The following is a 13,131-nucleotide window of genomic DNA, read 5'->3' on the forward strand; positions in this document are numbered from 1 at the left end:
GGCGTTCAGACAACCATCGCGACGGTCATCCACCCGCCGATGAGGAGCAAGAATGCGCTAATGGCGAGCCAGGAGAGGTACTGTTTCGCGAGCAGGCGAGCCGCCCCGTCCTGCGACGAATCGGAGACGACGAACGCCGGCGACTCCGGACGATCCTCGATGACGGCACTGATATCGCGCATCGTCTCTCGCGCCTCAACGTCGTAGCGGGACCGGCCGAAGACGTAGGCGTCGTCACCCGGTTCGAGCCGCCGCTCGTGGTACTTCCGGTCGTTGCCCGTCGCGAGTTCGACGACGCCGAGGTCGAGGGAGGTGTTCTCGGATTCGAGGTCGGATTCGGTTTCGAGGAACCGGCGGATCGGCTCCGGTTCGGGATCGCCGCCGTCAACTTCAGCGGTGACCGCGGTCGAAAGCGCCAGGTCGGCACCGGCGGGATCGACGCGGACGCTCGCCGTGCGATCTTCGAGTCTGAACGGGACAGCAGCGGCTCCCTCGTCGACGGTGTTCCACGACGAGTTCTTCCCGCTGGACTGGAGTTCTTCGACTTCGAACTCGTAGGCGAGACACGGCGTCTCGCTCAGCGGAGCGGTCACGGTGCCGTCGAGTTCGGTTGCGGTGCCCTCGATTTCGATCGGTTCCTCGGCGCGTTCGACGGCGATCACGTCGGTGGTGTCGCCGCGGTAGACATGGTAGGCGGGGCGCAACTGCAGCCCGGTGTATGCGAGGGCGACGACGCCGACGAGGAAGAGGGCGGGTCCGAGCATCTCTCAGTTGGATCTCTCAACTTGACACAATAACGGTAGCGGTTCCGGGCGCGTGCCGGGTTCGAGTTTCGCGCCCGAACGCTCGGTCCTATTCACGCCGAAGCGCCTCGATCGGGTCGACCCTGGCGGCTCGCCAGGCCGGATAGAGGCCGGACACGACGCCGACGCCGATCCCGACGGCGGCGGCGATGGCGATCCAGTCGACCGGGTAGACCATCGGCCAGTCGACCAGTTGGACGCCGAGGTAGCCGACGCCGAGTCCGAGGGCGATCCCGAAGACGGCCCCGATCAACCCGAGCACGACCGCCTCGACGAGGAACAACTGCATGATGTCGCGCCTCGTCGCGCCGACGGATTTCATGACGCCGATCTCGCGCGTTCGTTCGGTGACGCTGACGATCATGATGTTCGCGATGCCGATCGAGCCGACGACGAGGGCGATCGCGGCGACGGCGGCGACGAATCCGGTCAGCTGATTGACGAGATCCATGAACTGGTCGATCGTATCCTCTATCGTCTGGACCGCGATGTCCTCATCGTCCTGCTTCAGCTCGGCGGCGTGGGAGTCGTCCTGCAGGTAGTCGGTGACTGCGTCCTGCGTCGGATCGAGTTGTTCGAGACTCTCCGCACCCACCTGCAGCGACGGATACGCGCGTTCGGTCTCCCCGTCGGGCGTCTCTATCGTCGTCGTGTAATGCGCCTCCGCGGGGAGATACAGCTGCGGCGGCGTCTGGCCGCCGAGTTCACTTTCGGTGACACCCGTCACCGTGACCGTCGTCGTTTCGCCGTCCTCGAACGTGAGCGTCAGCTCGTCGCCGGCCGAGACGTTCTCCTCGAACGCCTGACTCGCCTGTTCGTTGATTACCGCCTCGTTTGCGGCCGCGCCGTCGAAGGCCTCGCCGTCGACGAACGTCGAGAACTCGAACGAGTCGGCCGTCGTCGCTTGTACGTCGACGACGCCGGTCACCTGCTCGTCGCCGGTCCCCGTCTGGATCACGTCGAGCGGCCCCTGCGGCGCGACGAACTCGACGCCGTCGATTTCCTCGAGCGCCTCGATGTCGCTCTCGGTGTATATCGGCGTCTGTACCGTCAGAATGCCGAACCCGTTCTCCGGTTCGGATTGAGTCTGGACGACCATCACCGGTTCCTGATCGGCCTCGATGTCCCCGACGATACTCTCGGAGAAGCCGGAGCCCAGGACCATGAACGTGATCACCGCCGCGATGCCGATGATCACGCCGAGGGTCGTCAGCGTCGACCGAAGTTTGTGGGACGTGATCGACCGCCAGCTAATCCGCAGACTCTCACGGAGGTTCATGTTCGGACGGGCGCTTGTGTGAGCGCATCCCGCCTCGCTACGGCCACGAGCCAGTTAGTGGTTTCAACCGGTTGCCGACGGTGTCTGTCTCGCGAGCGTACTACTGGAGTCCGGTCGCCTCTTCGCGGCCGTCGAAGACGAGTTCACCGTCGACGATCGTCATCGCCACGTCGATTTCGTCGATCCGCCCCGGGTGCTCCCACGGGGAGTCCTCGAGCACGACGAGATCGGCCCGCTTGCCGACCGCGACGGTGCCGAGGCGATCCTCGTCGAAGCCGGCGTCGGCACCGCCGTGCGTGTAGGCTCGAATCGCCTCGGTGACCGAGAGCCGCTGTGACTCCGTCGGCGCGGTAACGGCGTGGTGAATCCCCAGCAGCGGGTCGAGCGGCATGCAGTCCGACCCGAACGCGAGCGGGACGTCCGCCTCGAGAACTCGGCGGAACCGGTTGGTCCGCGTCCGGCGCTCCTCGCCGAGTCGCTGCTCGTAGAGGCCGCCCTCGTCCGCCCAGCGGTGGAAGTTCGGCTGCATCGAGGCGACGATTCCCGCGTCGGCCATGCGAGCGAGTTGGTCGTCGGTCGCGAGTTCGGCGTGTTCGATGCGGTGGCGCGCCCCGGCCGGGTCGGCGGTGGTTTCGAGCAGCGAGAGGGTTTCCTCGATGGCTTCGTCGCCGATGGCGTGGATCGAGAGCTGGCGGTCCGCGGCGTCGGCGCGGTCGACGATGGCCGCGAGGTCGTCGAGGTCGACGACCCACTGGCCGCGATTGGCGTTGTCGCTCGTGCCGTCCTCACTCTCGTCGGTATCAACGGCTGCCGCGTCCTCATCCACGCTGACGTACGGCTCGAATACCTTCGCCGTCTCCCCGCCGAAACTCCCGTCGGAGAAGGACTTGATCGCACCCACGCGGACGAACTCGTCGCCCGCGTTCGTCGGGAGGCCGACGGCCGCGAGATCGTCGAGGTAGTCGCTCCAGTAGTTGATTCGAACGCGCAGCGGAAGCTCGCCCGCGGCCGCCAGGTCGCGGTAGGCGCGGGCGGCCGTCGAGCGCTGGACCATGTCGTGGACGCCGGTGACGCCGCGGGAGACGGCGTACTCGGCGGCGGCCGCGATAACCTCTCTCATTGCTGCGGGGCCGGCGGCGACCGCGTCTCTGAGAACGCCAACCGCATCCTCGACGACGACACCGGTCGGCTCGCCGTCCGCGAAGCGAACGTTGCCCTCGGGGAGGTCGTCCCGGAGTCGGTCGAGGGCGACCGAGTTCAGCGAGGCCGTATGCACGTCGACCCGGAACGCGGCGACGGGTCGCGTCTCGCTCACCCGGTCCAGATCCTCGCGCGTGAGGTAGTCCGTCGCGTCCGCCCACGTGCTCTCGTCGTAACCGAAGCCGAGGAGCCAGTCATCGGGTTCGGCACCGCTTTCGCCGTCGCTCCCGGCACCGCCGCCGGTCCGCGGGCCGTCCGCCTGCGCGGCGAGCGCATCAAGGGCCCCCGCCCGGCTCTCGACGGCCGAGAGATCGGCGTGGACCAGCCGCTCGCCCAGGTGGTCCAGGTGCGTGTGTGCGTCGATGAACCCCGGCAGGACGGTGCGGCCCTCGCAGTCGATCACCGTCGTCTCGACGCCCTCGAGGAACTCGATTTCGTACGCGTCGCCGAGACGGACGAGTTCACCGTCGCGGATCGCGACGGCCTCCGTGACGGTATCTGGTTCGGTCAGGCTGTGAATCTCCCCGTTCGTGAGCAGGAGATCGGCGGCTTCGGTCATGGTCGTCCTGAGGGGCCACGCCGACAAAGAACTCGGTGGTTGTCGGTCCGACGAGGTGTCCGTCGTCCGCTCGGTGACCAGTGCCGCTTCCCGTTCTCCGATCCCTGTTCGTTCCACGGACCGCCGCGCAGACAATCAGCAACCCTTAGGACGCATCGCCGTCTCCACCAACGCATGACCGCAACCGATCCGGACGGCCTCGCCGACCGCGTGCAGGACGGCGACCTCCGCATCCACGAACTCGAGGACCACGCCGACCCCGACACCGCAGCCGAGGCCCGCCGCACGCTCGTCGAACGCGAAACCGACGCCGACCTCAGCACTGTCGGCGACTACGCCTTCCCCGCCGAGCAGGCCGAGTCAACCATCGAGAACATGATCGGCGCAGCCCAGATTCCGATGGGCGTCGTCGGTCCCGTCCCCGTCTCGGGCGGCGCGGCCGACGGCGAGCACTACCTCCCCATGGCGACGACCGAGGGCGCTCTTCTGGCGTCGGTCAACCGCGGCCTCTCGGTCATCCGCGACGCCGACGGCGCGGACGCCCGCGTGACGAAAAACGGCATGACCCGCGCCCCCGTGTTCCGCGTCGACGGCGTCGCCGAGGCCGCCGAGACGGTCGAATGGGTCGACGACAACGTCGACGCGCTCCGGGAGGCCGCCGAATCGACCACCAGCCACGGCGAACTCCTCGCGGTCGACACCTACGTCGTCGGCGATTCCGTCTACCTCCGGTTCGCCTACGACACCAAAGACGCGATGGGGATGAACATGGTCACCATCGCCACCCGCGAGGCCTGCGAACTCGTCGAGGCCGAGACGCCGGCCTCGCTCGTCGCGGTCTCAGGAAACCTCTGTTCCGACAAAAAGCCCGCCGCCATCAACGCCGTCGAGGGCCGCGGCCGCTCCGTCACCGCCGACGTCGTCATTCCGGGTGAACTCGTCGAAGAGCGCCTGCACACGACCGCCGAGGCCATCGCCGAGGCGAACACACGCAAGAACCTGACCGGCAGCGCCAAGGCCGGCAGCCTCGGCTTCAACGCCCACGCGGCCAACGTCGTCGCCGCCGCCTTCCTCGCGACCGGCCAGGACGAGGCCCAGGTCGTCGAAGCGGCGAACGCGATCACGACGATGGAGGCCCGCGAGGCGACAGCGTCGCCTCGGTCCGACGAACGGCGAAGCCGCGAGCGCGAGGACGGCACCACCGACCTCTACGCCGCCGTCTCGCTCGCCTCCCTCGAAGTCGGCACCGTCGGCGGCGGGACGAAACTCCCGACGCAGGCCGAAGCCCTCGACGTTCTCGGCCTCCGCGGCGGTGGCGACCCCGCCGGCTCGAACGCTGATGCCCTCGCCGAGATCATCGCCGTCGGCGCACTCGCAGGTGAACTCTCCCTGCTCGCGGCGCTTTCCTCACGTCATCTGGCGAGTGCACACGAGGATCTCGGTCGTTAACGGACACTCAGCAATCCCTCTCCGGAGCGGTTTGATTTCCTATCGAGTTCAGCTCACGATGTGGCCGTTGGACGAGCGCGCAGCGTCGCGATCCCGATGTACGCACCGCTGCCGACGAACACGAGGAGTCCCACGAGCGCCTGCGGGCCGGCCGTCGCGAGCAAAAAGGCCAGCAGTCCAACGGCTGCGCCGCCGTGTGCCGCGGCGAAGTCGCGTCGACCGTAGGAACCGTGTAAGAGGGCCAGAAGGGCGAACGTGGCAGCGAAGACCCAGGTCGCGAGAATCGTCGTTCGAACGCCGCCGATCGTCTCGTTGATGGCCGTCCCGTAGCCGACGAGAAGCACCGCAATTGCCGACCCGATCCCGATCACCTCTCGCTGCGCATCCACCGTTTCGACCATAGCCGTCATTTCGAGAGCGGATGTAAAGCCGTGCCGTTCCGCCGGCCGCACAACGAGTGCGAACGCCGGCTCAGAGCAGCCGATACCGCCCTCGACTCTCGCTCACCGTCCCCTGTCTGGCGAGTTTTTCGAGCGCGTTTCGAGTGAACTCGGGGGAAACACCGTGTTCGCCGGCGAACGAAATAATATCGTCCTCGGTCGGCCGCTCGAGTTCGGCGAGCGCCCGTTCGACGATTTCTTTCTTGCTCCCGCTTCGGGAGGTGCCGCGCGGGTCGCGGTCGCCGGCCGCCGCGACTTCGTCGGCGTCGAGCCCCGATTGCTCGATGTACTCGGCGTCGTCGACGACGCCGCCTGCAACGTCGTCTTCGAGCGCGTCGAAGGAGTCGAGTTCGGCGAAGGCTTCGCCCTGGCCCTGGCGGGTGGCGAGCATCGAGGCGCGGACCTCGCGGGCGTGGTTCGCGTCGTCGGTTTCGACGAACTTCTTGCGCTTTTCGTAGGCGCGGCGGGTGCCACAGCGGGGGCACTGGGTCGTCTCGGAGCGGCCCTCGATGATCCAGAGGTTCGAACACTCGCTACAGCCGACGACGGCGTACATGCTGGTGCGTGGGGCGGCGTCGTAGTTGAAGGTTGGGCAACCGCGGCGAAAGTGAAGCGCCGGACCGAGGGCGCGTCATCTACCACGCGCCGTCGACGTCGAGGACGACCTTGCCCGTCAGACCGCTTCCCTCGACCAGTTCGTGGGCCTGTGCGACTTCCGTGACCGGACGCACCGAGTCGATGACGGGTTCGAGTCGCCCCGCCTCGACGAGTCGGCGGAGCGCGTCGAGCGGCCGGCGGTCGCGCTCCAAGAAGCACATCTCGAGCGTGTAGTTTTGCTGGTACGCGCTCCCCCACTCCCCCTCGGGTTCGAGGATCGTGACGAGTCGGCCGTGCGGATTCGTGACCGCGGTGCTGTCGACCAGCGTCTCACCGCCGACGGTGTCGAAGACGAGGTCGACGCCCTCGTCGAACTCCGAGTCGATCACGTCCGCGAAGTCCTCGGACTCGTAATCGATGGCTCGCACGGCACCGAGTTCTTCGGTCTGATCGACCGTTTCGGGGCTGGTCACGGCGACCACCGTCGCGCCGCTCTCGTCGGCGATCTGGACCGCGTGCGCCCCGACGCCGCCCGCGCCGTGGATCAGGGCTGTCTCGCCGGCCGTCACGTCGCCCCGCGTGACGATCGCCTCCCAGGCGGTCGCCGCGGCGAGGGGCAGCGCCGCGGCCTCCTCGTGGGACAGCGACTCGGGCTTGGGCGCGACGATCGACTCGTCCGCCGTCTGGAACTCGGCGTAGCTCCCCTGTTCGCCGAATATTTCGGGGGTGTAAAAGACTTCGTCGCCGACTCCGAAGTCGGTGACGGCCTCGCCAACGTCCTCGACGACGCCCGACACGTCGTAGCCGATGATCGTCGGCGGGGAGATGCCGGCCCACGAGCCGGCCTGCCGGATCTTGCAGTCGACGGGATTGACCGACGACGCGTGGACGCGGACGAGCAGTTCCGTCGGCCCGGGTTCCGGGCGGTCCACGTCGCGCCGTTCGAAGACATCCGTCTCGCCGAACTCGGTGATTACCATCGCGTCCATACGGACCGCTGTCGTCGAGTGACTGGATATAGGTTCGACCTTCGTTCGCCGCGTCGTGACAGTCGCGTCGGAACGCACGCTCCGGCCGTGAGAGCTGCCGAAATCAGGGCCAGCCCGTACATTATTGGTGGCGCCGCTCGTCTCGCCACCCATGGAACGGCGCTCACTCGCCGACGTTGACAGCACGGAAGCCGCCGAGGGCGTGCACCTGGCGCTCATGGCCGGGTCCGACTCGATGAACGTCCAGCACTTCGAGATCGAACCCGGCGCGACCGTCGAAGAGCACAGCCACCCCCACGAACAGACGGGATTCATCTACGAGGGCGAACTCACCTTCCGCACCGACGGCGACGAACTCGTCTGCGGCCCGGGCGACTCCTACGCGTTGCCCGGCGACCAGCCACACGCCGCCAAGAACCGGGGCGAGGTGACGGTTCGCGGCGTCGACATCTTCAGTCCGCCGCGCGAGAATCCGACCTGGCAGTCGAAGTAGCCGGCCCCGATACCACGGTAGAATACCACGGAGTTATATAACGGGCTTGGCAAGGGAGCCCAATGGCAGCCGAGACGCGCTCGACCGAACGGTCGCTCGGACGAATCGGGGCGTTTGTGAGACGATTGGGGCCGACGTGGCTCGCCGGCGCGATCGCGGCCGGCCCGGCGACGATGGTCAGCCTGCTGGTCGCGGGAGCGAGTTTCGGCTACTCGCTGCTGTGGGTCGTCGTCCTCTCGGCCGTCCTCGGCACCGTCGGCCAGTACCTCGCGATGCGGCTGGGGTTGCTTACCGAGGCCGGTATCGTCGCCGTCGTCGAGGATCATCTCGGCTCGTTCTGGGCCTGGGTCCTCGTCGTCGACGCCGTCCTCGCGGCCGGGCTCGCACAACTGGCGATCATGAAGACGCTCGCGGATGTCAGCGCGACGATCGTCGGCAACGCCGGACTCACCGCGCTTGCAGATCCCCGACTCTGGGGACTCACCTGGGCAGTGCTGCTCGCGCTGGGCCTCGCCGGCGGCGGCTACCGAATCGCCGAGATCGGTGCCAAAGTGCTCGTCTCGCTGGTCGTCCTCGCGTTCGTCGCCTCGCTGGTCGTCGTTCCGATCGATCCCGCCGCGGCGACGACCGGGCTCGTTCCCGAACTGCCGGCCGGCGGCGCGATCGTCGCCGCGGGCGTCCTCGGCGGCGCGGTTCACATCACGCTGCTGACGATGCAGAGCTACACGATGCGCGCCCGCGGCTGGACCGAGCGGGACCGGGACATCGCGACCTTCGACGTCGCGAGTTCACTGCTCGTCGCCTTCGGGGGTTTTAGCCTCGCCGTCTTCCTCGTGGCGGCGAGCGTGTTGCCGGCGACCGGGCTCGACCCGGCGACGATCACGGAGATTCAGGCCGCGGAGGCGCTCGGGCCGATCGCGGGCGAGCACGCGATGTGGGTGTTCCTGGTCGGGCTCCTCGGGGCTGCGGTCTCGACGCTCGGCGGCAACACGATCGTGCCGCCCTATCTCGTCGCCGATAAACTCGGCTGGGAGCAGTCGGTCGCCGACCCGCGCTACCGGGCGGCGCTCGTCGTCGTCGCGCTCGGCTCCGCGCTCGGGGTCGTCCTCGAGGGGGCGTTCGTCCAACTGCTGGTGCTCGTCCTCGCGTTCGGGCTGGTCGGCACGCCCTTTGCGCTCGCCGTGATCCTCTACCTGCTCAACGACCCCGCCGTCGTTTCGGAGCCGAACTCGGCGCTCGAAAACCTCGGCGGCATTGCACTCTTTGCGGTCGCGACGGTGCTCGCCGGCGAGTTCGTGCTCGATGAACTGACGGGAGCGACGGCGGGCGACCCGGTGTCGGTGTTCGTCGTCGCCTTCGCGACCGCGATGGCGCTTGCGATCTGCGGACTCGCGGGGCGATACGTTCGCGAGCGCTACTGGTGACGGAGCCGTAACCCGTTTCGCTGGAACGTGTTCGATCGAGGATATTTTAGGGGCCGCGGTCGAATCGTCCGGTATGAGCGAGCGCACCCCCTCCCGGAGCGTTCCCGGCTCGGTCCGGCCGCCGACGTCGAGGCTGTCGCCGCCGAGCGCCAGACCTACCGGAACCTCTGTTACCTGCTCCTGGCGATTCCGATCGGGATCGTCTACCAGTTCGGACTCACGCTCGGCTTCCTGGGCGCTATTTTCGCCGTTGTTCTCGTCGGAATCCCGATCCTGCTGTGTACCATCGTCGGCGCTCGCTACCTCGCCGCGTTCGAGCGGCGACTCGCCAACCGACTGCTGACGACCGACATTCGGCGGCCGGCCGACCGGTAAACGGTCGCCGACGACGGACTCGTTTCGAGGCTCGTTGAACTCGTCCGCTCGCAGACGACCTGGAAGGGCGGTGGGTTCGCCCGCTGGAAGCACGTCACAGTCACTGTTTTCGCCATGAAGAGAGCCACGGCTTCCGCAAAACCGAGAATCGACTGAAGTACATGTGCGACATTCGGGAAGTGCTTAATCTGGAGGACGGAGACGTGCCTGACTTCAATACGCTCAACAAGTCGTTTGATCGATTTAAGATGTGAGTCTGGCGGGCGTTGCTGCGCATTTCAGCGCAGCAACACCCGCAATCTGGTCATGTCGCCCTCGACAGCACATTCTTCGACCGTGGGAACACGTCAGCGTACTATCTCAATAGATCAGACCAAACGGTAGAAATTCTCCAAGTGACATCGCTGACCGATATGGAGTCACTTGCTGCGCTTGATGTGCAGTGTTACACCCAGAGGCATGATACGAAGACTGGCCCGTAGGTCGTCCGCCGGAACGCGGACGACCTGCAGTACGTGGCCGCTGATAACGGGTTTCAAGATTGGCACACCGAGTACGAGTACTATATCCTTGACGTTGAGCCGCTGGTTCACTATCACAGTTCCTCGCTGAATGCTGTGGGACACAACGCAGTGATCCGAGAACAAGATTACACGCAACGATGGATGGGTGGAACGTCGTATTCGTCAATCAAGTGCTCGCTCGGCGATGCCGTGCGAGCGCAGTTCTCGTCTCGAGAGTTAGAGATTGTCCTGATGTTCGACATCTCTGATATCGAATAACTCTGTGATCCGCTATGATCACCGCGCCGAACCCTATTCAACACAACAGAATATAGAGTTATCTAATCATGACAGCAGATTCATTCGATAAAGATCAAGTAATCAAATTTTAAACGAGTGGAATAATAGTACATTTTAAGTTTTAATAGACCGTCTACAAAAACCTGATCATGCCCGATAGCTCAGAAACGGACGTTGACCTGCGGCACACCGGAGAAACGGATGAAAGAGAGACCACGCGACGGAAATTCGTTCGATCGGGGGCGATGGGTCTCGCGATGCTAGGAGTATGGGACGTCTCCGGGGTAGCAGATGCTAAAACTACTCAACGATCCAGTATAAACACTCCCCTCCAGAGACCTGTAAATAAATACTCTTTCAGCAATGGACTCATTGGTCTGCTACAGCGAAACCAAATGTGGACAAACGCATTACCGGACGACTATTTCAGCGATGTCCAAAACAGTCAAGCACCCTCTGTGACCACAGTCTGTTGCTCTGATTCACGAGTCTCCCAAGAAGGCATGTTTCTTGGTTCTCTTGGAGTGGATTTCTTGTTCAAACCGAGTAATATAGGAAATAAAGCGATTAGTGTAGTAGATGGTGAACGAGTTGTAGACGGTGATTTTCTTTACGGACTTGAAAAGGCGGATTCCGAAAACGGAGTTGTTGTCGGGCATACTGACTGCGGTGCGATTACTGCTGCCTATGAGGTTGCAACTGGAAAACAACTCAATGAACCACCTGGAATCAGACAAGAACTGGAAGTACTGGTAGACATTGTTGATGATGGGCTCAAATCTGACCTTGTTAACACAGAGACGAAGGATCTTGAGGTCATCAATCAACTCGTCGAATACAATGTTCATCGACAGATTCAATTCCTTCTCGACAGTGACGCAGTATCTGAAGAGCGGAATCTCTATGGGTTCGTCTACGATTTCCAAGGGGCGTACGAAGGTATGCGAGGACGAACTTATTTGGTCAATATCGACGGTGAAACCGACCAGTGTCAACTCAAGCAACAAGTTCCGAATCAGTACAAGATGTTTGTTCAGAGTAAACTTCAGTAAGTGCAAACTATATCTCACAGGTTTTTAAGTGGCAAGGGATGGGTTTTCTCTACCCAAATACGGCAACCCAAATCAGTCATCAGTGCCACGGTGTAGACGGTGCGAAGAAGCAGTGTCACGGTTAAAGGATCAACATGGACAACTCTCGGCACTCCACGACGATATCGAGAACGAGAACCTTCTCATCGCTCCGATCATCGTCCGTGAGGCGGCGATAAGTTCGCAAATCGAAGGTACTGATATCACAGTCTCCGTGTGCTGTATTGACTCGATGGAAACGCTGGCGGTCGCGTTGCTCGGGGATCAGGGGGCGTCGTCCGATCGCGACCCGGTCGACCCGGCATAGCGCCACCTGAACGCGGCCACGGACGGCCGCATTCACGTTCGCGCTGTGTCTTCGGATCGTCGACCATGCGAATACAGGCGGCGGTCGCAAGGGTATCATTGCCGTAGGAACGTCGAATGCAGCTACCCGAGATAGCGAGACGGGACGGTCGCCCGCGTTGTCGTCTCGAACTTACGAGTTCACATCCCACGCTGGTCGGCCAGCGTTCGGTTCCGTTTCTGAACTCGACTCACCATATCGATGTCGACGCTACTGCGCCATGACCGTAGCACTCAAGCCGCTCGACGAGCAGGTGATCGTCATCACCGGCGCATCCTCCGGCATCGGGTTGACCACCGCGCGGATGGCAGCCGACCGCGGGGCGCAACTGGTTCTCGTGGCCCGGAGCGAGGCGGCCCTCGCGGAGTTGACCGAGGAGATCAGACGCGAGGGCGGTGACGCGGAATACGTCGTCGCCGACGTCTCGGAGCCCGACGACATCCGCGAAATCTCGCGGGTTGCACGGGAGGCCTACGGCGGATTCGATACGTGGGTAAACGGAGCCGCCGTCCCGATCTACGGCAAATTGAGGGAGATCCCGATCGAGGACCTCCACAAGCAGTTCGACGTCAACGTCTGGGGGCTCCTGTACGGATCGTTCGAAGCCGCCGAACAGTTCCGAGAGCGAGCGCAGGAGCAAGACCGAGATTACGGCGGCGCACTCATCAATATCGGAAGCATCGCCTCCGAGCGCGCCATCGTACTGCAGGGCAGCTACTCGGCGTCCAAACACGCGGTCAAGGGATTCACCGACGCCCTGCGAATGGAACTCGAGGAGGAGGGCGCTCCCGTCTCCGTGACGCTCGTCAAACCGAGTTCGATCGATACCCCGTACCCGGATCACGCGAAAAACTACATGGACGACGACCCGACGCTCCCGCCGCCCGTGTACGCACCGGAGACGGTCGCGCGGGCGATTCTCCACGCAGCAGCGCACCCACAGCGGGAGGTAACCGTCGGCGGGGGCGGCAAGAGTCTCACGGTGCTCGACCGCTACGCACCGGGACTGCTGGATCGGATTATGGAGGCGGTGTTCGTCGATCGCCAGCGAACGGACCGCCCCTCCGGCTCGGAGCCGGAGCGGGATCTCGACACCCCGTCCGGGACGCTCGACGAACGGGGCGACTACGAGGGCCACGTCGCCGAGACGAGTTCATACACCAGGCTCCTCCAGCGGCGGTCGCTTCCGACGACGCTCGGTGCCGGCGCTGCTGCGATCGGGGCGTACGTCCTCTACAGGGTGCTCCGCGGTACCGATCCCGGTGACCGGTGATCGGTGTCCG

The 13,131-nt window shown here is 64.4% G+C and carries 13 protein-coding genes and 1 pseudogene; 8 read left to right on the forward strand and 6 right to left on the reverse strand.

Translation table 11 applies throughout. The features are described 5' to 3' along the window. Window positions 1-5: 5 nt before the first annotated feature. From SM755_RS00515 to SM755_RS00525, 3 genes are all read right to left on the reverse strand, one after another. Window positions 6-764 (reverse strand): GIDE domain-containing protein, encoded by a 759-nt coding sequence (locus tag SM755_RS00515; RefSeq protein WP_323170986.1) that lies wholly within the window; start codon window positions 762-764, stop codon window positions 6-8. A gap of 88 nt (window positions 765-852) precedes the next feature. Further along, entirely contained in the window at window positions 853-2,082 is a 1,230-nt protein-coding gene (locus SM755_RS00520; RefSeq protein WP_323170987.1) for an ABC transporter permease, read from the reverse strand. Window positions 2,083-2,182: 100 nt separating this feature from the next. Continuing rightward, complete coding sequence (locus SM755_RS00525; RefSeq protein ID WP_323170988.1) at window positions 2,183-3,841, reverse strand: amidohydrolase; 1,659 nt, start codon at window positions 3,839-3,841, stop codon at window positions 2,183-2,185. 174 nt (window positions 3,842-4,015) lie between these two features. On the opposite strand from SM755_RS00525, the gene hmgA reads away from it, so the two are divergent. Then, window positions 4,016-5,290, forward strand: coding sequence for a hydroxymethylglutaryl-CoA reductase (NADPH) (hmgA, locus tag SM755_RS00530; RefSeq protein WP_323170989.1), 1,275 nt, complete (start codon window positions 4,016-4,018; stop codon window positions 5,288-5,290). 53 nt (window positions 5,291-5,343) lie between these two features. Here hmgA and SM755_RS00535 read toward each other — a convergent pair whose 3' ends face one another. The 3 genes from SM755_RS00535 to SM755_RS00545 form a co-directional block, all read right to left on the reverse strand. Next, entirely contained in the window at window positions 5,344-5,691 is a 348-nt protein-coding gene (locus SM755_RS00535; RefSeq protein ID WP_323170990.1) for a hypothetical protein, read from the reverse strand. A 70-nt stretch (window positions 5,692-5,761) separates the two neighbouring features. Continuing rightward, window positions 5,762-6,286: a DUF5817 domain-containing protein gene (locus SM755_RS00540; protein WP_323170991.1), complete on the reverse strand. Its 525-nt coding sequence runs from the start codon at window positions 6,284-6,286 to the stop codon at window positions 5,762-5,764. Between the two features lie 79 nt (window positions 6,287-6,365). Continuing rightward, a complete protein-coding gene (locus SM755_RS00545) occupies window positions 6,366-7,316 on the reverse strand; it encodes a zinc-binding dehydrogenase (protein ID WP_323170992.1) in 951 nt (316 codons plus the stop codon). A gap of 151 nt (window positions 7,317-7,467) precedes the next feature. On the opposite strand from SM755_RS00545, the gene SM755_RS00550 reads away from it, so the two are divergent. The 7 genes and pseudogenes from SM755_RS00550 to SM755_RS00580 all read left to right on the forward strand — a co-directional run bounded on the left by SM755_RS00550 (window position 7,468) and on the right by SM755_RS00580 (window position 13,121). Next, window positions 7,468-7,809: a cupin domain-containing protein gene (locus tag SM755_RS00550; protein WP_323170993.1), complete on the forward strand. Its 342-nt coding sequence runs from the start codon at window positions 7,468-7,470 to the stop codon at window positions 7,807-7,809. A gap of 62 nt (window positions 7,810-7,871) precedes the next feature. Continuing rightward, window positions 7,872-9,233 carry a divalent metal cation transporter gene (locus tag SM755_RS00555; protein WP_323170994.1) on the forward strand — a complete coding sequence of 454 codons (1,362 nt, stop codon included), beginning with the start codon at window positions 7,872-7,874 and terminating at the stop codon, window positions 9,231-9,233. Between the two features lie 27 nt (window positions 9,234-9,260). After that, window positions 9,261-9,608: a sensor domain-containing protein gene (locus SM755_RS00560; RefSeq protein WP_323170995.1), complete on the forward strand. Its 348-nt coding sequence runs from the start codon at window positions 9,261-9,263 to the stop codon at window positions 9,606-9,608. Between the two features lie 69 nt (window positions 9,609-9,677). Next, window positions 9,678-10,390 (forward strand): annotated as a pseudogene (locus tag SM755_RS00565) (IS5/IS1182 family transposase); the annotation flags it as partial. Between the two features lie 170 nt (window positions 10,391-10,560). Then, the gene (locus SM755_RS00570; protein WP_323170996.1) at window positions 10,561-11,463 is read left to right on the forward strand and encodes a carbonic anhydrase; all 903 of its coding nucleotides are present in this window, start codon (window positions 10,561-10,563) and stop codon (window positions 11,461-11,463) included. A 112-nt stretch (window positions 11,464-11,575) separates the two neighbouring features. Beyond that, window positions 11,576-11,809: a Fic/DOC family N-terminal domain-containing protein gene (locus SM755_RS00575; RefSeq protein WP_323170997.1), complete on the forward strand. Its 234-nt coding sequence runs from the start codon at window positions 11,576-11,578 to the stop codon at window positions 11,807-11,809. Window positions 11,810-12,068: 259 nt separating this feature from the next. Further along, window positions 12,069-13,121: an SDR family oxidoreductase gene (locus tag SM755_RS00580; protein WP_323170998.1), complete on the forward strand. Its 1,053-nt coding sequence runs from the start codon at window positions 12,069-12,071 to the stop codon at window positions 13,119-13,121. Window positions 13,122-13,131 lie beyond the last annotated feature (10 nt).

The organism is Natrialba sp. PRR66 (genome assembly GCF_034808065.1).
GTDB lineage: Archaea > Halobacteriota > Halobacteria > Halobacteriales > Natrialbaceae > Natrialba > Natrialba aegyptia.